Annotated in this window: 13 protein-coding genes and 3 rRNA genes; all 16 read right to left on the bottom strand. The window is 65.6% G+C overall.

The features are described 5' to 3' along the window. Positions 1–83: 83 nt before the first annotated feature. On the bottom strand, positions 84–1004 hold the full coding sequence (gene xerD / locus AC3B6C_RS21105; RefSeq protein ID WP_010844805.1) for a site-specific tyrosine recombinase XerD: 921 nt from the start codon (positions 1002–1004) through the stop codon (positions 84–86). Then, complete coding sequence (locus tag AC3B6C_RS21110; RefSeq protein WP_035718314.1) at positions 1001–1636, bottom strand: NUDIX domain-containing protein; 636 nt, start codon at positions 1634–1636, stop codon at positions 1001–1003. The genes xerD and AC3B6C_RS21110 overlap by 4 nt, the downstream gene beginning before the upstream one ends. 6 nt (positions 1637–1642) lie before the next feature. Beyond that, positions 1643–3442 (bottom strand): CTP synthase, encoded by a 1800-nt coding sequence (gene pyrG / locus AC3B6C_RS21115; protein WP_081637253.1) that lies wholly within the window; start codon positions 3440–3442, stop codon positions 1643–1645. A 143-nt stretch (positions 3443–3585) separates the two neighbouring features. Continuing rightward, a complete protein-coding gene (locus AC3B6C_RS21120; protein WP_014927031.1) occupies positions 3586–4521 on the bottom strand; it encodes a copper transporter in 936 nt (311 codons plus the stop codon). 3 nt (positions 4522–4524) lie between these two features. Further along, on the bottom strand, positions 4525–5712 hold the full coding sequence (steA, locus tag AC3B6C_RS21125) for a putative cytokinetic ring protein SteA (RefSeq protein WP_044507963.1): 1188 nt from the start codon (positions 5710–5712) through the stop codon (positions 4525–4527). Between the two features lie 103 nt (positions 5713–5815). Continuing rightward, the gene (recN, locus tag AC3B6C_RS21130) at positions 5816–7570 is read right to left on the bottom strand and encodes a DNA repair protein RecN (RefSeq protein WP_488374020.1); all 1755 of its coding nucleotides are present in this window, start codon (positions 7568–7570) and stop codon (positions 5816–5818) included. A 2-nt stretch (positions 7571–7572) separates the two neighbouring features. Further along, positions 7573–8592 carry an NAD kinase gene (locus AC3B6C_RS21135; RefSeq protein WP_010844799.1) on the bottom strand — a complete coding sequence of 340 codons (1020 nt, stop codon included), beginning with the start codon at positions 8590–8592 and terminating at the stop codon, positions 7573–7575. Positions 8593–8668: 76 nt separating this feature from the next. Beyond that, positions 8669–9553: a TlyA family RNA methyltransferase gene (locus AC3B6C_RS21140; protein ID WP_010844798.1), complete on the bottom strand. Its 885-nt coding sequence runs from the start codon at positions 9551–9553 to the stop codon at positions 8669–8671. A gap of 43 nt (positions 9554–9596) precedes the next feature. Continuing rightward, complete coding sequence (locus AC3B6C_RS21145; protein ID WP_488374021.1) at positions 9597–9887, bottom strand: hypothetical protein; 291 nt, start codon at positions 9885–9887, stop codon at positions 9597–9599. Positions 9888–9898: 11 nt separating this feature from the next. Next, a complete protein-coding gene (locus AC3B6C_RS21150) occupies positions 9899–12172 on the bottom strand; it encodes an HAD-IIA family hydrolase (RefSeq protein ID WP_488374022.1) in 2274 nt (757 codons plus the stop codon). Positions 12173–12302: 130 nt separating this feature from the next. Further along, positions 12303–12419, bottom strand: a 5S ribosomal RNA gene (gene rrf / locus AC3B6C_RS21155). 116 nt (positions 12420–12535) lie between these two features. After that, a 23S ribosomal RNA gene (locus tag AC3B6C_RS21160) occupies positions 12536–15672 on the bottom strand. Positions 15673–16109: 437 nt separating this feature from the next. Next, positions 16110–17632: ribosomal RNA gene (locus AC3B6C_RS21165) — 16S ribosomal RNA — on the bottom strand. The 16S, 23S and 5S rRNA genes sit together here, the layout of an rRNA operon. 447 nt (positions 17633–18079) lie before the next feature. After that, positions 18080–19396, bottom strand: a complete 1317-nt coding sequence (gene tyrS, locus AC3B6C_RS21170; RefSeq protein WP_488374023.1) for a tyrosine--tRNA ligase — start codon at positions 19394–19396, stop codon at positions 18080–18082. Positions 19397–19437: 41 nt separating this feature from the next. After that, positions 19438–19653, bottom strand: coding sequence for a Trm112 family protein (locus AC3B6C_RS21175; RefSeq protein WP_035718125.1), 216 nt, complete (start codon positions 19651–19653; stop codon positions 19438–19440). Between the two features lie 5 nt (positions 19654–19658). Beyond that, positions 19659–22655, bottom strand: coding sequence for an AMP-binding protein (locus AC3B6C_RS21180; protein WP_488374024.1), 2997 nt, complete (start codon positions 22653–22655; stop codon positions 19659–19661). Between the last annotated feature and the right edge of the window lie 15 nt (positions 22656–22670).

Consider the following 22670-nt stretch of genomic DNA (forward strand, 5'->3'; position numbering starts at 1 on the left):
CCCGTCGGCGTCCGAGCCTCGTATCAGCCTAGGACATCTGCCCGATCATTCCGGCGTCGGCGCGCCCGACGCGACCGCAGCGGTCAGCGCGCCCGCGGATGGGCGACGGCATAGACCTCGCGCATCGTGTTCACCGTCACGAGTGTGTACACCTGCGTGGTGGTGACCGAGGCATGGCCCAGGAGTTCTTGGACGACGCGGACGTCGGCGCCGCCGTCGAGGAGATGCGTCGCGAAGCTGTGCCGCAGGGTGTGCGGCGAGACCGCCTTGTCCAGTCCGGCACGTTCGGCCGCGGTGACGAGCACCTGCCAGGCGCTCTGCCGCGACAGCCGGCCACCGCGAGCGTTGAGGAACAGCGCGGGCGTCGCCCGCGACACCAGCGCGGGCCGTCCGCGGACGAGATACGCCTCGAGAGCGTCGACGGCCGGTCCGCCGATCGGCACGAGACGCTCCTTCCCGCCCTTGCCCCGCAGGCGAACCGCCCGCATGTCGTCGAGATCCAGGTCGTCGATGTCCAGCGAGGTGGCCTCGGAGATCCGCGCCCCGCAGCTGTAGAGGAACTCCAGCAGGGCACGGTCCCGCAGGCCGCGCGGATGGTCGTCGGCGCCCGCGGCGTCGAGGATCGCGAGCACCTCGTCCACCGGCAACGACTTCGGCAGGCGGCGGGCGGCGCGGGGCGGCCGGACATCGTGCGCGACGTCGGTCGTCACGATCCCCTCGTCCACCGCGAACTTGTGAAACCGCCTGGTCGCGACCAGGGTTCGCGCGATCGAACTGTCCGCGAGGGGCGCGAATCCCGCGTCGGCGTCGCCGCGCCGCAGCTCCACGAGGAACTCGCGGATGTCCTCCTCGGCCACCGTGTCGAGGGCCGAGATCCCTCGTCGGTCGAGGTATCGCCGGTATCGCTCGAGGTCGCGCCGGTACGACGACACCGTGTTGGCCGCCGCACCTCGCTCCACCGTCAGGTGATCGAGGTAGCGCGAGATGTCGGCGGCCAGGGTCACGACCGGCGGCCCCGATCGTCGGCACGACGGTTGCGTAAAGCGGTCGGTTCGTCCGGCCACGGGGCGCCGACACCTCGCAGACCGGTCGTCGATTCGCGCGCAGCCGCCGCGGCCAGGATGCCGGCGACGCTGGTCGCGTTGACGATCTCGCCCGCGAACACCTGCGCGACAGCGTCGTCGAGCAGTACCCACTCCACCGACATGTCGGCTTCCTCGTCCACGCGTTCGGCCGCGTCGAGATGGTGCAACCCCTCGGCGAGATACAGCCGCAGCGCCTCGTCGGTGAACCCGGGTGAGAGGGCGAGGTCGACGAGGACGTGCCACGAGTCGGCGGCGAGGTCGGCCTCTTCGGCCAACTCGCGCTGCGCGGCGGCCAAGGGCTCCTCGTCGGCCTGGTCGAGCAGCCCGGCGGGCAACTCGAGCAGTCGGCGTCCGAGCGGATGACGGTACTGCCGCACCATCGCCACGCGACCGGCGTCGTCACGTGCCAGGATCGCGACGGCCCCGAAATGCTCGACGACCTCACGCTCGGCGACGCGTCCGCCCGGCATCTCGACATCGTCGACCCGCAGGGTGATGATCGCGCCGTCGTACACCGTGCGGCTGTCCTTGACCTCGAAGTCGTGGCCCAAGGCGGGTCAGCCCCTGCCGACGGAGTCGTCGAGCGCTGCCTCGCCGAGCCCGGCCACCGGTTCGACCGTGACCGCGTTGACCGCGGCGACCGCGTCCGCGGGAGCGTCGTTCGACTCGTAGTCGTCACCGAGGTCGACCGGGAGGCGCTCGGCGGCCTTGTACTTCAACGCGGCCTCGATGAACGACCGGAACAGCGGATGCGGACGGGTCGGCCGACTCTTGAGCTCCGGATGCGCCTGGGTGGCAACGAGATACGGATGAACGGACTTGGGGTACTCGACGAATTCGACGAGATGCCCGTCGGGCGAGGTGCCCGAGAAGACGAGTCCGGAGTCGGCGATCTTGTCGCGGTAGGCGTTGTTGACCTCGAAGCGGTGGCGGTGACGCTCGGACACCTCACGCGTCCCGTACGCCTCGGCGACGACGGACCCGGCCTTCAGCACGGCGTCGTAGGCGCCGAGCCGCATGGTGCCACCGAGGTCGGCATCGCCGGCCACGGCGTCGGCCTGATCGGCCATCGTCGAGATCACCGGGTGCGGCGTCTCCGGATCGAACTCGGTCGAGCTCGCCTCGTCGAGCCCGACCGACCGGGCTGCCTCGATGACGACACACTGCAGGCCGAGACACAGACCCAGCAGCGGGATCCCGCGGCGGCGCGCATACGAGATGGCACCGACCTTGCCCTCGATGCCGCGGATGCCGAAGCCGCCGGGGATCAGGATCGCGTCGACGTCGCCGAGCGCGGCCTGCGCACCTGCCGGGGTGGCGCATTCGTCCGAGGGCACCCACTTGATCTCGGTGCGCGCCTTCCAGGCGAAGCCGCCCGCACGAATGGCCTCGGTCACCGACAGGTAAGCGTCGGGCAGGTCGACGTACTTGCCGACCAGCGCGACGCGGACGGTCTCCCGCGGCTCGTGCACGCGGCGCAACAGTTCGCCCCACACCGTCCAGTCGACGTCGCGGAACGGCAGACCGAGCTTGCGGACCACGTAGGCGTCGAGGTGCTCGCTGTGCAACACCTTCGGGATGTCGTAGATCGACGGGGCGTCGGGAGTGGAGATCACGCCGTCGAGTTCGACGTCGCACATGAGCGCGATCTTCTTCTTGAGCCCCTCGGGCACGTCCCGGTCGCAGCGCAGGATGAGCGCATCGGGCTGGATGCCGACGTTGCGCAGCGCGGCGACCGAGTGCTGGGTCGGTTTGGTCTTCAGCTCACCCGACGGAGCCAGGTACGGCACCAGCGAGACGTGCAGGAAGAAGACGTTGTCGCGGCCCACGTCGTGGCGCACCTGACGCGCGGCCTCGATGAACGGCAGCGACTCGATGTCACCCACGGTGCCGCCGATCTCGGTGATCACCACGTCGGGCACCTCGCCGTCGGCGTCCGGCTCGCCCATCGCCAGCACCCGCGACTTGAGTTCGTCGGTGATGTGCGGGATGACCTGAACGGTCTCGCCGAGGTACTCGCCGCGGCGTTCCTTGGCGATGACCGTCGAATAGACCTGTCCGGTGGTCACATTCGCCGACTGCGAGAGATTGCGGTCCAGGAAGCGTTCGTAGTGCCCGACGTCGAGGTCGGTCTCGGCGCCGTCCTCGGTGACGAACACCTCTCCGTGCTGGAAGGGGTTCATCGTGCCGGGATCGACATTCAGATAGGGGTCGAGCTTCTGCATCGTGACCCGGAGGCCCCGCGAGGTGAGAAGCTGCCCCAGGCTGGAGGCCGTCAGGCCCTTGCCCAGCGAAGAGGCGACACCACCGGTCACAAAGATGTGCTTGGTGTCATGAACATGGCGAAGTGGTCGCAAAAGAAGTGTCTCCCGTCGGCCGAATCGGGGCCGATGCCCTGATTACCTACGGGACTCCAGGGTAACACCACCGGCGCCCGACGCCGCACCGCCACACCGCAGGCGGGCGTGGCGGCACGTCCGCGAGCGCAGCGAACCCGTTCTCACGCGGCCGGCCGGCCGTCGACGCCGACCGTGATCGCGGTCGCCCCCGCTCCGGTGCCGTAGGAGCCGGTCGTACCGTCGACCTCGGCGGCCAGGGCGAGGATCGTCGTGATGAGGCCGGTCGGCTGATCGATGTTGTCGACCGTCGAGACCGCGTTGGCCAGCGACGGATCCGAGCGGACGATGGCGATCGGCGACCCACCCGAGGCCGACCCGGTACGCCCGACGAGTACACCGCCGACCCCGCGTGCCGACATCGCGGCAGCGAAGCGGCCGACGAGCGCGCCCTGCGCGCCCGAGTCCGGTCCGAACTCGTCGCCGGTGACCACGACGACCAGATCGGTCGGGGTGATGGCGTTGTCGGCGTAGTCGATGAATCCACCGTCGCGCAGCGTGCCGAGACCGGTCCGACGATCACCGGACGACGCCGGACGTGCCGTCTCGTTCGACAGCACGAGGGCCCCCAGGAGGTCACCGACCCGCCCGCCGGAGTCGGTCAGTTCGGCGCGGAGCATCGTGCCCGGCGGGATCGTCTGGTCGACGATCGTCCGCAGCTCCTCGGACTTGCCGTCGGTGAGCAGTGCGTCGGTCAGGGCCAGCTGTCCGCCGAAGCGTGCCCCGGCACCCGAGATCGACTCCTTGACCGCGTCGACGTCGGCTTCCGCCGCGTTTGGTGCGGTCACCACCAGAACGGACTGCCCCTTCAACTTGTCGGCGATCAGCCGCGGCGCGATGGCGAGGTCGAAGCTGTTGGAGGCATTGAGCTTTGCGTTGAGATCGTCGCGCTCGTTCTCCAGGTCGCCGATGCGGTCGCGGCTCGTGCCGGTCATCGAGTTGACACGGTCGCCGACGAAACCCGATCCCAGGAACAGTCCCAGGGCGAGCGCGAGAAAGACCGCGACCAGTGAGATCGCGTGCTGTCGTAGCGAGATCATCGGCTACCTGTTCCAGACCTCTCGTGCCCAGTCCAGCAGCGCGTTCCACTGCAGGACGATCCAGTCGGTGATGTCGGTGCCCGCATTCGACAACATCACGGCCGCGATCACGGCCACCAGGGCCGCGAGGACGACACACGCGATGGCCGCTCCCGACACCCGGCTGCGGTACAGCGTGGCGACCGCCTTGGCGTCGACCAGCTTCTGACCGACCTTCAGCCGCGTCAGGAACATCGAGGGATTGCTCTCCCGGCGCGAGCGGTCGAAGAAGTCGTCGAGTGACCCGGGATAGCCGACGGTGACGATCAGATCGGCGCCGTGGTAGTCGGTGAGCAGCAGCGCCAGGTCGCCGGCCGAACCGGCGGCCGGGAACGTGGTGGCACCGATGCCCAGGTCCTGGATGCGTTCGAGCCCGGTCGCATGGCCGTCGGTGTCAGCCGGAAGCACCAGCTGTGCACCGGATTTCAGCGTCGCAGTCTTCATGGTGTCGGGGTCGCCGACGACGATCGCGGGCTTGTACCCGGCCTTCATCAGGGTGTCCGCACCGGCCCCGACTCCCACCATGACGGGCTGATACTCCTTGATGAACGGCTTCAGGGAGCGCAGGTCGGCGGCGCGGTCGGCGCCTTCTCCGACGATGACGACATGGCGGCCCGCGACGTCGACGTCGATCTCGGGGACACCGACGCCGTCGATGAGCAACGGGGATTCGCTGCGGATGAACTCGATGGTGTTGCCCGAGAACGCCTCGAGATGGTCGACGAGACCGGCTTTGGCGCCGATCATGATGTCGGCGATCTCACGCTCGTCGAGTTCGGTGCCGAGAGCCAGTCGTCGTTCCCCGACGAACAGCCGGTCGTTGTGGACCCGCACCTTGGCGCCGTCCTTGACCCGCTTGAAGATGTCCGGTCCCACGTCGTCGAGCAGCACGATGCCGGATGCCACCAGGACCTCGGGCCCGAGGTTGGGATAGCGGCCGGTGATCGACCGCGAGGCGTTGACCACGGCCACGACGTTGGCCTCGACGAGGGCATCGGCGGTCACCCGGTCGAGGTCGACCTCGTCGAGGATGGCGATGTCGCCCGGCCCGACGCGGTTGAGCAGCCGTTTCGTGTTCTTGTCGATTCTGGCGATACCGGTCACGCCAGGCAGTTCTTCGGTGGTACGCGCGAGCAGTGCAGGCATCTTCATGACGGCCATGATCGGCCGAAGGCAGGTCTCAGCCGTGGAGGCGCGCCGTAACAGGAGCAACTTTTGTCACACACGCACCATGTGTTTCACCGTTCGTGACCGGTCAGTTGGCAGCGCGCTCCGTCTCCGCGATCGCCAGCAGTTCTTCGGCGTGGGCGCGTCCGGTGTCGGACTCCCCCAGGCCCGCGAGCATGCGGGCCAGCTCGGCAACACGCTCGTCCCGATCGAGCGTGCGCACGCTGCTGGTGACCAGCGCACCCTTCTTGCTCTTGCCGATGACGAGGTGATTGTCGGCGAACGCCGCCACCTGCGGGAGGTGGGTCACCACGATGACCTGGTGCGCCCGGGCGAGCCTCGACAGGCGCTTCCCGATCTCGACGGCCGCGCGGCCACCGACGCCGGCATCGACCTCGTCGAAGACCATGACCGACCCCGACGTGGGTGCGGCGAGGACGACTTCGAGCGCGAGCATCACCCGCGAGAGCTCGCCACCCGATGCCGACTTCGCGATGGGCAACGGGGTGGCGCCGGGATGGGCGACGAGCGCGAACTCGACCTTGTCGGTGCCATCGGCGCCGGCGTGCACAGCGGTGCCCGCGACGGTGACCGCCAGCCGGTCGTCGGGCGACGCCGGGTCCGGGTTGACCGCGACGGCCAGCGCCGAGTCCCCCATCGCCAGCCCCTTGAGCTCACGGGACACCTTGTCCGCCATCGACTTGGCGGCTTTCGCGCGCAGCGTGTGCAACTTCTCCGCCGCGGTCTGCACGGCATCCCGCGCGGACATCGCGGCGACCTCGAGCTCCTCGACCGAGGCACGCGGGTCCTCGAGTTCGGCCAGTCTGGCCTCTGCGGTTCGGCGCCAGTCGATCACGCCGTCGACGTCGGGTGCGTACTTACGGACCAGCGTCTTCAGCTCGGCCTGACGGGCGAGCAGTTTGTCGAGTTCCTCGGCGTCGGCGGGCAGGCTCGACGTGAAGGCGGTCAGTTCGGCACCGACGTCGGTGATGACGGTGAGCGCCTCGGCGACGCGCGGCACCAGGTCGCGCAAGGTGTCGTCCGCCGCGGTCTCGAGGAGCGTCCGGACCGTTCCGAGGCCCTCGATGACCGACGACCCCGATTCGCCCGCGACGAGGTGGTGGGCCTGATCTGCGGCACCCCGGATGGACTCCAGGTCGGAGAGCCGACGGATCGTCGCGGTCAGCTCCTCGTCCTCCCCGGGCGCCGGGTCGACGGCGGCGATCTCGTCGATGCCGAACCGCAGCCGGTCGGCCTCCTGCGCGAGCTCCCGCTGGTTGGCGCGCCGGGTGTCGAGCTCGTCGAGCAACTCCACCCAGGCCGACCGCGCCTTCCGGTACGACTCCAGTGCCGAGGCGGCCTTCGGTCCGGCGAAGGTGTCGAGCGCGGCACGCTGGTGCTCAGGTCGCAGGAGGCGCAACTGATCGTTCTGGCCGTGGATGGCCAGGACCGCGGTGGTGAGTTGACCCATCACGCCCACCGGCACCGATCGCCCGCCCAGATGGGCACGGGACCGCCCGTCGGCGCTGACCGACCGGACCGCGATGACGGTGTCGTCGTCGTCGAGCTCGGCCCCGGTGGAGTCCAAGATCTCGGCGACGACCGGGTCTCGCTGCGCGCCACCGTTGTTCGCGAGACGGAATCGGCCCTCGACGATCGCCTTGGCACTACCGGTCCGGACGCGGGACGCGTCGGCGCGTGCGCCCGACAGCAGGTGCAGGCTGGTGACGATCATCGTCTTACCCGCTCCGGTCTCGCCGGTGAGCACCGTGAAGCCGGGATGGAAGCGCGCCTGCGCCTCCTCGATGACGCCGAGTCCGGTGATCGAGATCTCTTCGAGCACGCCTACGCCTGCCTCCCCCGCCAACCCGTGACCGGGAGGGCGAACTTGGTGACCAGTCGGTCCGCGAAGGGATCGGAGTCGATCCGGATCCATCGCACCGACCGCTCACTGCGCACGACCTCGACCCGCGCACCGGCGGGGACGTCGAGCGCGCGCCGGCCGTCACACAGCGCCACCGCCGACCGTCCGTTCTTGTCGACCTCCACCGCTATCCGCGATCGTGGACTCGTGACCATCGGCCGTGCGAACAGCGCGTGTGCGTTGTTGGGGACCACCAGGATGGCCTCCAGATCGGGCCACATCACCGGGCCACCCGCCGAGAAGGCATAGGCCGTCGACCCGGTCGGTGTCGACACCAGCACGCCGTCGGCGCCGAAGGCCGAGACCGGCCGGCCGTCGACCTCGGTCACGAGTTCGAGCACACCGTTGTTGCTCGTGTTCAGGACCGCGACCTCGTTGAGGGCCCAGCTGCAGGCGGTCGGCGGATCCGGGTCGGCCGGATCGACGATGGCGATGTCGAGGGTCATCCGCGGTTCGATGCGGTAGTCCCGGGCGATCAGCTGGTTCATGACCTCGTCGACCCGATGCGCCTCCGCCTCCGCCAGGAAGCCGATGTGCCCGAGGTTGATACCGAGGACGGGGACCTCCGCGGGGTAGGCCAGCTCCGCCGCCCGCAGGAAGGTGCCGTCGCCGCCCAGCACGATGACCAGCTCACAGCCCTCGGCCGAGGCGGACTCGGCGGTTGTCACCTCGACGACAGCTCCGAGGGACCGCAGGTATTCGGGATCGACGGGGACGTTCGGGGGACGCGGCGACCCGCCCTCGTTGTTGCGATACAGCACGTCGTGATCGGGGGCGTCGCGGTCGAGAGTGTCATGGTCGACGACGCGGAGTGCGACACCGGCGGCCGCACAGCGTCGCGCGATCGCTTCGATGGTGTCGAGAACGTTCTCGCGTCCGGTGTGGGCGACCACCAAGAACTCGCGGGCACCGGTGTGGTCCGGCGCCGAATCGTCGGTCACTGGTGATTCCCTCCATCGAAGTGCGGTCTGGGAAAAGTGCGGTGTCGGAGTTCGGCCACGTCACCGAACCGAGCGATCAGCGCGGACCCGCGGCGACCGCTTGTTCGATCATGGCTCGGAGTTCGTCCGGGGATCCGGTGAGGCGATCCGCGTCGGCCGAGTCCGACCGGTCGACCCTATCGCTCTGTCCCGACTCCCCGCCTGTCCGGTGGTGCTCGTTGTGCAGCCAGAGGAAGAACTCGACGTTGCCCGACGGCCCGGGCAGCGGGCTCGCGACCACACCCCGGGTGCGGAGACCGTGTGCGGCGGCTTCGGTCGCGACCGCCAGTACCGCTTCGGCGCGCAGCGCCGGGTCGCGGACCACGCCGCCCGAACCGACCCGGTCCTTGCCGACCTCGAACTGCGGTTTGACCATCGGCAGCAGGTCGGCGTCCGGCGCGCAACACCGGGCCAGCGCAGGGAGCACCAGCCCGAGCGAGATGAACGACAGGTCGGCGACCACGACGTCGACCGGACCTCCGATGGACTCGGGCTCGAGATGTCGGACGTTGGTCCGGTCGTGGACCACGACGCGATCGTCGTTCTGCAACCGCCAGATGAGCTGTCCGTAACCGACATCCGCGGCGACCACCTCACGGGCGCCGCGCCGGAGCAGTACATCTGTGAATCCCCCGGTGGACGCGCCGGCGTCGAGGCATCGACGTCCCTCGACCACGAGTCCCTGCGGCTCGAAGGCGTCGAGTGCACCGAGCAGTTTGTGCGCACCCCGTGACGCCCAGTCGTCTCGTGGACCCTCGTCGACGACGATCGGAGTGTCGCGGGTGACGCCGGTGGCCGCCTTCGACGCGACGGTCCCGTTCACCCGGACCGAACCGGCATCGACGAGTTCACGCGCCTGCTCGCGTGAGCGCGCGAGACCGCGACGGACGAGTTCGGCATCGAGCCGTGCTCTGGTCGCCATGCTCAGGACCGTTCTTCCACCGACGACTGCGCCCCGCTCGGGGTCATCGTCGGTCGACGGCGTCGAGGGCCGCGGTGAGCGAGTCGTGGGCCTGCTCGAGGAGCCCGGCCTGACGTTCGAGTGCCGCAAGGGAGAACGTGTCGCCCACCGATTCTCGAACCTCGTCGACCTGCGCGAGTATCCCGGTGACCTCGGCCTCCACGTCGGGCAGCTCGCCCACGCCACCAGCCGCCCCGAACCCGTCGGTTACCGGATCGAACTGCCGACGCGGCATCGCACCCGGCGTGGGCCGGGACGGTCCTGGGTCAGCCGGGGAGGCGGTCGGGTGATTCATCGTGCACCACGCTAGCCGACGAGTGTGACACCGAGGGATTCGAGCTTGGCCCGTGCGGTTCCCTCCGCGACAACCCGCAACTCGTCCGGATCCGCCGACCCGGCATCGACCGCTTCCCAGACGGCCGCCGCGAGCGCGGGCACCAGACCCGCCTCCGCGCCCGAACCGGCGACCCGCACCGTCGAACCGTCCACCTCGACGTCCCACCCGGGTTGGTCGGACACGCGCACGGCATCGATGTCGACGAACAGGCCCGCGAGATCGTCCAGAACGTAGGTGGGCCGCTGCTCCGGCGGAGCCGCCAGCAGATCGTCGACGGTGCTCACGCCGGTCAGCACCAGAGCACTCTCGATACCGACGGCGTGTCCGCCCTCGATGTCGGTGTCGAGCCGATCCCCGACGACGAGCGGTGCACTCGCACGTGCGCGCGCGATCGCGTCGGCCATCAACGGCGCGGCCGGCTTGCCCGCCACCAGGGGCTCTTTACCCGTCGCGTTACGCAGCGCGGCGACCATGGAGCCGTTCCCCACCAGCAGTCCCCGCTCGGAGGGCAGGGTGGCGTCGACGTTCGTCGCGATCCACAGCGCACCGGCCCGGATCGCGAGCGCGGCCTCGGACAGCTGCGCCCACCCGGTGTCCGGTGAGTGCCCCTGGATCACCGCGGCGGGCCGGTCATCGGCACTTCGTGTCACCCCGACGCCGACCTCGCGCACCTCTTGCGCGAGCCCGTCGGTACCGATCACCAGGGCACGCGAACCCGGCTCCAGATGCTCGGACAGCAGCCGGGCACCCGACTGCGCACTCGTCACGACGAGGTCGTCGGTCGCCTCGAATCCGAGTTCGCGGAGATGGGCGGCCACCTCGGACGGACGACGACTCGCGTTGTTGGTCACGAAGAACCGCGGTATGGCCAGCCGAGCCAGCGCGTCGAGAGCATTGGGCAGCGCGTGGTGCCCGGCGAACACGGTGCCGTCCAGATCGAGGAGAAGTGCGTCGTGACGATCGACGAGGGGAACGGAATCGGCCGGACCGTCGGCGGTGGGCGCGGCCGGAGCCCGCGACTCCGACGAGTCCTCCAAAGCAGTCAGAGGGTTCGGCACGCCTTCGACGATCGTCGACTCGGAGACGACCACGTCGGTGGTCTCGCGGTCCACTTCCGGTTCGACGGCGGGGCCGGCTTCGTCCGCGTGCACGGCTGTGTCGACCGGAGTCGAGGTCTGCGACAGGTCTGCGGTACCCGGAACGGTCTCGATGTTCTCGGCCTCGTCGTTCTGGGTCTCGACATGCTCGATCTCGACGGCAGGTGCAACCGGCTCGGCGGACGAACCGCTCGCGGCAGCGTCGCCGGACGAGTCCTCGACCGGTGCCGGCGACTCCGACAGCGGTTGTTGCTCGACGTCGTGTTCGACGCCCGGCACCGGCGCCGGCGCCGCCTGTGCGTCGCCACCCGCTGACGCTCCGTTCACCGAAACGCTCTGTGCAGGCTGATCGTCGTTGGCCAGTTCGGTGAGGCGGTCCTCGGCGTCGGTGACATCGTCGACGTCGGCTGCCGCGGCATTCATGAACCAGGTGATCGCATCGTCCCGGCGACCGGCCGACTCGAGCGCGGAGGCATACGCGTAGAAGAGGCGAGCCGGACCCGTGCCGAGCTGCCCTGGCTTGAGATTCTCCGCCTGCAGGGTGACGACGGCCTTCTCCGGCTCGCCGAGGTCCATCCGGGCGCCCGCTTCGACGATCCGCATCTCCGTGGCGTCCTCACCCGTCAGTGACCGACCCTCGTCACCTCGGGCGATCTCGACGGCACGTTCGGGGCGCCCGAGCCCACGTTCGCTGTCCGCGATGAGCGGCAGCAGGGCGGAATTGCCGGTGATGCGTTTGGCGGCCCGGAGTTCCGTCGCGGCTTCCTGCCATTCGCCGGCGTTGTAGGCGGCGATGCCGACGGTCTCCCGAACCACGCCGACCCGGGACGCGCGAGCACGGGCTGCGCGTGCGTGCTCCAGCGCCTGGGCGGGATCCTCGAGCAGGATCCGCGACACCATCACGAGATGCCGCGCGACGATCTCGGCGTTGGCCTTGTCGAGTGTCAGCAGGTCACGCCGCACCTCGGGATCGAGATCCGAGGCTGCCACGTCGTCGGGTAGCGGCGGCCCGGGCTGACGGCTGCCACGGTCAGACGCCCGGTCACGCCCCGGACGATCAGGACGGCCGCCTCGGCCACCGTCTCGATGTCCACGCGTGTCCCGCTGTCCGCGGCCCTCGCGGCGCGGACGATCACGATCACTCATAGCTGCCAATCTATGCTCTCGAACCTTGCTGGATGCCACTCGGCGACGACGCCGGCATGGGCGGACGCATGAGAAAGGCCCCGTATCCGACGAAAGAAATTCATCGAATACGGGGCCTTTCTGAAGTTGTGTTCGGCGGTGTCCTACTCTCCCACACTGATTAAGGTGCAGTACCATCGGCGCTGGAGGGCTTAGCTTCCGGGTTCGGAATGGGGCCGGGCGTTTCCCCTCCGCTATAGCCGCCGTAACTTTGTGAAACAACCACACACGATTGCTTATTTATTCGTGTGTTGTTTCAGAAGTACATAGTGGATGCGAACACAACCAGAAACCAATGAATGATCTGGTGATGTTGTGGGTGTTGTTGGTAAGTCCTCGGCCGATTAGTACCAGTCACCTGAACACATTGCTGTGCGTACAGTTCTGGCCTATCAACCCCATGGTCTGTAGGGGGCCTTAACCCCGCAAAAGGGGGTGAGAAACCTCATCTTGGAACAGGCTTCCCGCTTAGATGCTTTCAGCGGTTATCCCTTCCGAACGTAGCTAACCAGCAGTGCCCCTGGCGGGACAACTGGCACACCAGAGGTTCGTCCGTCCCGGTCCTCTCGTACTAGGGACAGGTTTCCTCAAGTTTCTTACGCGCGCGGCGGATAGAGACCGAACTGTCTCACGACGTTCTAAACCCAGCTCGCGTGCCGCTTTAATGGGCGAACAGCCCAACCCTTGGGACCTACTCCAGCCCCAGGATGCGACGAGCCGACATCGAGGTGCCAAACCATCCCGTCGATATGGACTCTTGGGGAAGATCAGCCTGTTATCCCCGGGGTACCTTTTATCCGTTGAGCGACACCGCTTCCACTTGCCGGTGCCGGATCACTAGTCCCGACTTTCGTCCCTGCTCGACATGTACGTCTCACAGTCAAGCTCCCTTGTGCACTTACACTCAACACCTGATTGCCAACCAGGCTGAGGGAACCTTTGGGCGCCTCCGTTACCTTTTAGGAGGCAACCGCCCCAGTTAAACTACCCACCAGGCACTGTCCCTGAACCCGATCAGGGTCCGAGGTTAGAAGTCCAATACGATCAGAGTGGTATTTCAACAACGACTCCATGAACACTGGCGTGCCCACTTCACAGTCTCCCACCTATCCTACACAAACCGAACCGAACACCAATACCAAGCTATAGTGAAGGTCCCGGGGTCTTTTCGTCCTGCCGCGCGTAACGAGCATCTTTACTCGTACTGCAATTTCGCCGAGTCTGTGGTTGAGACAGCAGAGAAGTCGTTACGCCATTCGTGCAGGTCGGAACTTACCCGACAAGGAATTTCGCTACCTTAGGATGGTTATAGTTACCACCGCCGTTTACTGGGGCTTAAATTCTCAGCTTCGCCACCAAAGTGACTAACCGGTCCTCTTAACCTTCCAGCACCGGGCAGGCGTCAGTCCGTATACATCGTCTTACGACTTCGCACGGACCTGTGTTTTTAGTAAACAGTCGCTTCTCTCTGGTCTCTGCGACCCACACCAGCTCAGGCAGTAAATACCGTCACCAGGATGGGTCCCCCTTCTCCCGAAGTTACGGGGGCATTTTGCCGAGTTCCTTAACCACAGTTCTCTCGATCGCCTTAGTATTCTCTACCTGACCACCTGTGTTGGTTTGGGGTACGGGCCGTGTACCAACTCACTAGAGGCTTTTCTCGGCAGCATAGGATCATGGAATTCACCGCAACGGCTACGCATCACCTCTCAGGCTTCATGAACGACGGATTTGCCTATCGCTCGCCCTACAGGCTTACACCAGTACAACCACTGACTGGCCCCACTACCTTCCTGCGTCACCCCATCGCTTGCCTACTACCAGCCAAGGTCCCATGCATCACCCCAACTCGGCACCCGAAGGCACTCTCGTGAGGATCAGGATGGTTAGTACAACTGATTCAGCATGGGCGCGGATACACGGGTACGGGAATATCAACCCGTTGTCCATCGACTACGCCTGTCGGCCTCGCCTTAGGTCCCGACTCACCCTGGGCGGATTAGCCTGGCCCAGGAACCCTTGGTCATTCGGCGGCAGAGTTTCTCACTCTGCTTTCGCTACTCATGCCTGCATTCTCACTCCCACACCCTCCACCACTAGATCACTCTGTAGCTTCCACGGATGCAGGACGCTCCCCTACCCACCCACACACCTGGCCGGAACCCCGTAAGGCTCCGACGGGCAAAATGTGAGTGCCGCGGCTTCGGCGGTGTACTTGAGCCCCGCTACATTGTCGGCGCAGGATCACTTGACCAGTGAGCTATTACGCACTCTTTCAAGGGTGGCTGCTTCTAAGCCAACCTCCTGGTTGTCTTCGCGACCCCACATCCTTTTCCACTTAGTACACGCTTAGGGGCCTTAGCCGGCGATCTGGGCTGTTTCCCTCTCGACTACGAACCTTATCGCCCGCAGTCTCACTGCCACACTCTCACTTACCGGCATTCGGAGTTTGGCTGACGTCAGTAACCCTGTGGGGCCCATCGGCCATCCAGTAGCTCTACCTCCAGTAAGAAACATGTGACGCTGCACCTAAATGCATTTCGGGGAGAACCAGCTATCACGGAGTTTGATTGGCCTTTCACCCCTACCCACAACTCATCCCCTCCATTTTCAACTGAAGTGGGTTCGGGCCTCCACGACGTCTTACCGACGCTTCACCCTGGCCATGGGTAGATCACTCCGCTTCGGGTCTAGACCCGGCGACTCAAACGCCCTATTCAGACTCGCTTTCGCTACGGCTACCCCACACGGGTTAACCTCGCCACCGAGCACTAACTCGCAGGCTCATTCTTCAAAAGGCACGCCATCACCCACCGCAGTAAACTACGCGCAGGCTTTGACGGATTGTAAGCGTCCGGTTTCAGGTACTATTTCACTCCCCTCCCGGGGTACTTTTCACCTTTCCCTCACGGTACTAGTCCGCTATCGGTCACCAGGAAGTATTCAGGCTTACCGGGTGGTCCCGGCAGATTCACAGCAGATTCCACGAGCCCGCTGCTACTTGGGGACACCGTCACGCAAGACCATGTGTTTTCAGCTACCGGACTCTCACCGACTACGGCAGACCATTCCAGGCCACTTCACCTAACACACGATTTTCTGACTCACGCTTCCACAGGCAGATGGAAGAAGACGAACCCCACAACCCCACACACACAACCCCTACCCGGTATCACATGCGCATGGTTTAGCCTCATCCGCTTTCGCTCGCCACTACTCACGGAATCACAATTGTTTTCTCTTCCTATGGGTACTGAGATGTTTCACTTCCCCACGTTCCCCCCACACAGCCTATACATTCAGCTGGTGGTAACACGACATCACTCGTGCTGGGTTTCCCCATTCGGACACCCTCGGATCACAGCTCGTTTGACAACTCCCCGAGGACTATCGCGGCCTACCACGTCCTTCATCGGCTCCTGGTACCAAGGCATCCACCGAACGCCCTTACACACTTACAACAACACCTACAAACAACCCCCACCACACAACCCCACAAAGAGGGTCACGCCGCGAGGACCGAATGTAGACATCACCTCAACAAACAAATCATTTTCTGCTAAATCACAGACCAACAAAAGTTGGTTTGAAATAAAGATGCTCGCATCCACTATGCACTTCTCAAACAACACACACCGACCACCGGTCCGTCGCTCCACACCCCATCACAGGATGCCTCAGCACGACGTCTCAACGATCAGCCCAGAGAAAACGTGTGTTCTCTCAGAACCCCGATAGCGTGTTAGTAGCAACAAACCGGTCACCCGGCAAGCTCACCACTGGCACCCGCCCATTGAAGGCGGGCACCGTTGCGTGGCGTGTTTGATGTTTCACCCTCGAACACACACTCACCGCGACACAATCGGCCACGTAATGAGTGTTGTTGTGTGCTCCTTAGAAAGGAGGTGATCCAGCCGCACCTTCCGGTACGGCTACCTTGTTACGACTTCGTCCCAATCGCCGATCCCACCTTCGACAGCTCCCTCCCACAAGGGGTTAGGCCACCGGCTTCGGGTGTTACCGACTTTCATGACGTGACGGGCGGTGTGTACAAGGCCCGGGAACGTATTCACCGCAGCGTTGCTGATCTGCGATTACTAGCGACTCCGACTTCATGGGGTCGAGTTGCAGACCCCAATCCGAACTGAGACTGGCTTTAAGGGATTCGCTCCACCTCACGGTATCGCAGCCCTCTGTACCAGCCATTGTAGCATGTGTGAAGCCCTGGACATAAGGGGCATGATGACTTGACGTCATCCCCACCTTCCTCCGAGTTGACCCCGGCAGTCTCCTGCAAGTCCCCGGCATAACCCGCTGGCAATACAGGACAAGGGTTGCGCTCGTTGCGGGACTTAACCCAACATCTCACGACACGAGCTGACGACAGCCATGCACCACCTGTACACCAACCACAAGGGAACGACTATCTCTAGCCGCGTCTGGTGTATGTCAAACCCAGGTAAGGTTCTTCGCGTTGCATCGAATTAATCCACATGCTCCGCCGCTTGTGCGGGCCCCCGTCAATTCCTTTGAGTTTTAGCCTTGCGGCCGTACTCCCCAGGCGGGGTACTTAATGCGTTAGCTACGGCACGGATCCCGTGAAAAGGAACCCACACCTAGTACCCACCGTTTACGGCGTGGACTACCAGGGTATCTAATCCTGTTCGCTACCCACGCTTTCGCTCCTCAGCGTCAGTTACTACCCAGAGACCCGCCTTCGCCACCGGTGTTCCTCCTGATATCTGCGCATTTCACCGCTACACCAGGAATTCCAGTCTCCCCTGTAGTACTCAAGTCTGCCCGTATCGCCTGCACGCCTACAATTGAGTTGCAGAATTTCACAGACGACGCGACAAACCGCCTACGAGCTCTTTACGCCCAGTAATTCCGGACAACGCTCGCACCCTACGTATTACCGCGGCTGCTGGCACGTAGTTGGCCGGTGCTTCTTCTCCAGGTACCGTCACTCACGCTTCGTCCCTGGTGAAAGAGGTTTACAACCCGAAGGCCGTCATCCCTCACGCGGCGTCGCTGCATCAGGCTTGCGCCCATTGTGCAATATTCCCCACTGCTGCCTCCCGTAGGAGTCTGGGCCGTGTCTCAGTCCCAGTGTGGCCGATCACCCTCTCAGGTCGGCTACCCGTCGTCGCCTTGGTAGGCCATTACCCCACCAACAAGCTGATAGGCCGCGGGCCCATCCCACACCGCAAAAGCTTTCCACCAACCACCATGCGACAGTTGGTCATATCCGGTATTAGACCCAGTTTCCCAGGCTTATCCCAGAGTGCAGGGCAGATCACCCACGTGTTACTCACCCGTTCGCCACTCGAGTACCCAGCAAGCTGGGCCTTTCCGTTCGACTTGCATGTGTTAAGCACGCCGCCAGCGTTCGTCCTGAGCCAGGATCAAACTCTCCATGAAAAAACAGCGAAACAAAACCAACCCCCCAAGAGGGCCAGCGTTTCAACAAAAATCAGGAAAGCAAAACCTGACCAAAATAATCCTCAAAAAAACTGGCATCAAAAATAAACTCATCAGCGCCACACGACTTGAAGCCGCGTGACACATCATCTAAGTAAACCATTTGACGCCACAATAAATGGCATCAAACAATCCACCAACACACTATCGAGTTCTCAAAGAACACACACCCACCAGACGTCTTCGGTATGAAGCCGGCTCCGATGAGCTCTCCCCAGAGCGCGCTGAACGCTCGCGATCTCGTTCTCGGGAGTGGCCCCGCACAGGCGGCCCGAGCGAGTGGCTCGGGCACTTCGGCTTCCCCGGGGCTTGCGGCTCCGGGGGAGTTGCTCTCTGCGGTGCGTCGATTAAGTTACACAGGCGCGAACAACGCGTCAAATCGCCTGGTCAGCGGCCTAGTCTGGCGCCGGCGAAACTCTTCTTGCCCCGACGGACCACCAACCACCGTCCGTGGAGCAGGTCGGCGTCCGCCGGCTGCCACTCCGGGTCGGTGATCTTGGTGTTGTTCACGTACGCGCCGCCCTCCGAGACCGCGCGACGGGCAGCCTTGTTGCTCTCCGAGAGCTTCGTGTCGACGAGCAACTCGATGATGGTCGGGCGTGTCTCGGGGTATTCGGCGATCGAGGTCTCCCGGACTGCCGCGGCAAGCGTGCCCTCGTCGAGTTCGTCGAGCTCGGCCCTTCCGAAGAGCGCCTGGCTGGCCAGCTCCACCGCATCCGTGTTGGCCTTGCCGTGGATCAGTGTCGTCATCTCGGCAGCGAGTCGTCGTTGCGCGCACCGAAGATGCGGGGTCTCGACGGTCGCGCGCTCGAGTTCGTCGATCTCCTCCCGCCCGAGGAAGGTGAACCACCGCAGGTAGCGGACGACATCGGCGTCGGCGGTGTTCACGAAGTACTGGTACCAGGAGTAGGGGCTCGTCAGCTCGGGGTCGAGCCACAGGCTGCCACCGCCGGTCGATTTGCCGAACTTCTTCCCGTCCGACGACGTCACGAGGGGAACCGTCAGGGCGTGCAGCGCCGAGCCGTCGAGACGTCGGGCCAGGTCCACACCGCCGACGATGTTCCCCCACTGGTCGGAGCCACCGATCTGCAGGACACAGCCGTACCGGCGGTGGAGCTCGACGAAGTCGTTCGATTGCAGCAGGAGGTAGCTGAACTCGGCATAGCTCATGCCGTCGGCCTCGAGGCGTCGCTTGACCGTGTCGCGGGCGAGCATCACGTTCACCGAGAAGTGCTTACCGAGGTCGCGCAGGAACTCGATCGCCGACAGCTCACCGGTCCAGTCCAGGTTGTTGACCACCACGGCACCCGTGGGCGTGTCCTCGATGTCGACGAATCGTCGGAGCTGGGCATCGATACGTCCGGCCCACTCGGCGACGACGTCGGGCGAGTTCATGGTCCGCTCCCCCACGTCACGGGGGTCACCGATCAGGCCGGTGGCACCTCCGGCGAGGACGATCGGCCGATGGCCCGCGAGCTGGAACCGCTTGAGGGTCAGCAGGGGGACCAGGTGACCGGCGTGGAGACTTGCCGCCGTCGGATCGAACCCCGCGTACAAGGTGACCGGCCCGTTCGCCAGCGCATCACCCAGGGCGCCGAGATCGGTGGACTGAGCGATCAGCCCACGCCACCGGAGCTCGTCGAGGATGTCGACGGTTGCGGGGACGTCAGTCGACTCGGGGGGTTCGGCGTTGTCAGCACTCACCCCTCGATCTTGTCATCCGACGAGAGATCCCCGATCGGCGACTACTGCGAGGCGACGATGCGTTCGTGCTCGGCGTCGTCGACCGCGCGCGCCTCGTCGATCAGCATCACCGGGATTCCGTCGGAGTCGATGCGGTACGCGACGTGCAACCGCGGGTTGTAGAGCTCATCGCCGGCATTGATCAGCGGACCGTGGTCCTGCGGGCAGGCCAGTCGTTCGCGCACGATCGGGTCGATGGCCTCAGCGCGTGTCGTCACCCCGATCACCCTAGGGCATCGCTCGTCGGCGACCCGGCCCAGTCCAGCTTGCCGGCCACGGTGCGGGTGTACCTGCGGTAACGCCCCTCCTCGTCGCGATACCAGACGCGCGCACCCGGTTTCGGCAATCCGTCCTCGACCAGGCCGGTGCTCAGCGGACGGAAGGAGGCCGACTGCGGGATGTCGTCGACGACGTGGATGAGGTGCGGCCGGGCGTCGGCGCGGTACTCCCCCAGCGCGATCCGCAGCTGCGTGACCGTGAGCGAGTCCGGTTTCGCGTCGGGACGCAGGGTCATCGCGGCGACCACGACCTGGTGTCCGGGTTCGCCGACGCCGTACACGACGACCTGGTCGACACTCTTGAGCCGCGACAGTGCGTGGGTGAGCGGGGGGATGAACACCGGCCCGTCAGCGGTCCGGATCACCCGGTCTGTCGCACCGAGGAAGTACAGGTCGCCGTCGGCGTCGCGCACGAACAGATGTCCCGAGACCTCCCACCGGTCACGAGTCGTGAAGACGTCGCGCAACACCGTCCCGTTGGTGTCGAACTTGTGCTTCGCCTTGGCCAGGAGCAGACCCGGCTCCCCCGTCTCCGCCCGGCGGACGAAGCCCGAGTCGTCGATGAGCAACCGGTCGCCGACGATGTCGTAGGCCGCGACCTCGACCGGATTGGTCTCCGGCAGCGGCCGGCCGACGGAGGACAGTTTGTCCCCGGACACGTTCGCGAGGATCGCCGAACCGTCGGCGGTCGCGAAGAACTCGAGGATCCGCGCCCGAGGGAAGCTCGAGCACACGTCCTCCCACAGTCCCGCCGACATGCCCGAGCCCATGAACAACCGGATCGGGTTGTGCTGGTTGATGTGGAAATCGGGATCGCGCACGATGCCGCTGAGCATCGACCACGTGTACGACACGACCGTGATGCCGTAGCGCTGTACCTCCACCGAGAAGTTCGCCGGATCGATGCCGTTCGACAGCGCGATCCGCGACCGTCCGACCACGGTCGCACCCAGCGTGGTGAGCAGTCCCGACGCGTGGTGCAGCGGTGGCAGGCAGTACACGGTGTCGCGGTCGGTGAGCGCCGCCGCCGACGCCGCACCGAAGGCCGACATCGCGAACCGGTGGTTGGTCACCGGCCACGGGACGAGTTTGCCGTACGCCCGGCTGAACAGGATGAATGCGAGATCGCCCGCGAGCCCGGGATCGGGCCGGTACCAGGTCGGCATCACCACCTCGTCGGGGTCGATGCGCTCCATGTCGACGATCGACGTCCCATCGGCACCCTCGATGGCGCGGGAATCGCCACTTCCACCGCCGAGCACCAGAACCCGATCCGATGCAGCGGTCGCGAGGTCGAGATTCGTGGGATCGGTGACGATCACCGAACTGTCGGCGAGCCGCATCATCTCGCGGACGTCGGCGTCCGCGGCGAGCAGCACCGCCACCGCACCCAGGCGGGACAACGCGGCGATCACGACCAGCGCGCTGGGCCGGGTGTCCATCAGGACGCCGATGTGCTGGCCCGGACGGATGCAGCAGTCGACCAGACCCGCGACAACGTTGTCGATGCGCGCATTGACCTGTGCGTGGGTGAGCACGCGGTTCTCGAACAGGAACAGCTCGCTGTCGCCGCCGCGTTTGGTGTTCTCGGCCATGAGCTTCGAGAGCGAGATGCGCGTCCCGCTCTGGATCTGGCCCAGTCGGAACAGCCGGGGCACGGTCCGCACCGACTCCGAGGCCACCGCCCGCGAGGTCCGTTGCAGGGAGTTGGCCAGACCGAGCAGCTCGCGCGAGGCTGCGGTCCCGGCGTCGGCCACCGAGCCCATTCCGTGCGTGATGCGCGAGGACAGGCTGACCCCGCCGCCGTGCCCCGGCTCCACGAGCGACATCTCGGAGACGAGTTCGGGGCGCGGACCGTTGTCGGAGATCCAGTTCACCCAGTCCGAGGTCGTCGGCCAGGTGTGCTCACCGGCCGCGCTGCCGACCACGAGTCCGAAATGTCCGACCGGCAGGGTCGATTCGTAGACCTCCGCGTCGGGCGCGGCCCGGACGATGCCCCGCACCGCCGCGGGCTGCCCGATGTCGTCGGCGTCGCCGACGAACGCGAGGACCGGGCAGGTGATCTCGGCGAGAGAGACCAGATCACCGTTGATCACGAAGCCCCCGGACACCATTCGGTTGTGCGCGACGAACTGCCGCAGCAGTTCGGCGATCGCCGGCCCCGACCACGCGACCCAGCCGTCGGCTTCGAGGAACCGGCGCTGGTCCTCGCGGGGCAGCAGCGCCTCGCGGTCGTGCAGGCGACGCAGGAAATCAATGCGGCTGCGGACCGTCTTCACCGGGTCCAACAGCTGGAATCCGGTGCGTGCCATCCAATCCCGCACCCAGAGATTGCGCGAGAACGCCTTGTCCGCCAGGAATTCGGCGGCCGGTGCCACCAGTCCCGCGGGCAGCCCCAGGGGCAGTGCGGCGAGCACGTCGACCGGGCTACCGAAAGTGATCAGGCTCGCGATCCCCTTGGATCTGCGATACGCCGCGGTCTGGTACGCGAACATCCCGCCCTGGGAGTACCCGGCCAGATGGATGTCGCGCCCGGTCGCCTCGACGATCAGGTCGATCGCCCGACTGATGGCGACCACGTGGTCGGCGAGATTGCGCTCCATCCCGCCCTCTTCGGAGTCCGGCGAGCCGAAGTCGACGACCCACGGCGTGATGCCGTTGCGGTGCAGGATCGACACGGCACCGTTGTGCTCGGTCACGTCATAGACGTTGGCGGACACCATCATCGGCGGCACCAGAACGATGTTCGGGCCGGTCGACGGATCGTTCGGGAAGTACCGGCGAAGCTTGAACATCTTGTGCGTCTCGACCACCGCGAAGGGCGCCGGCTCGGTACCGGTCTCCAGCCCGCCGAAGCGCAACACCTCCAGACCGTTCTGCGCGGTGGCCAGCACCCTGCCGACCATCCCCGCGAGATCGGGGCCCCCGTCCCACACCGCCATCGTGTCGATCCTCCA

The sequence above is a fragment of the Gordonia sp. 11cp genome, from assembly GCF_057767225.1.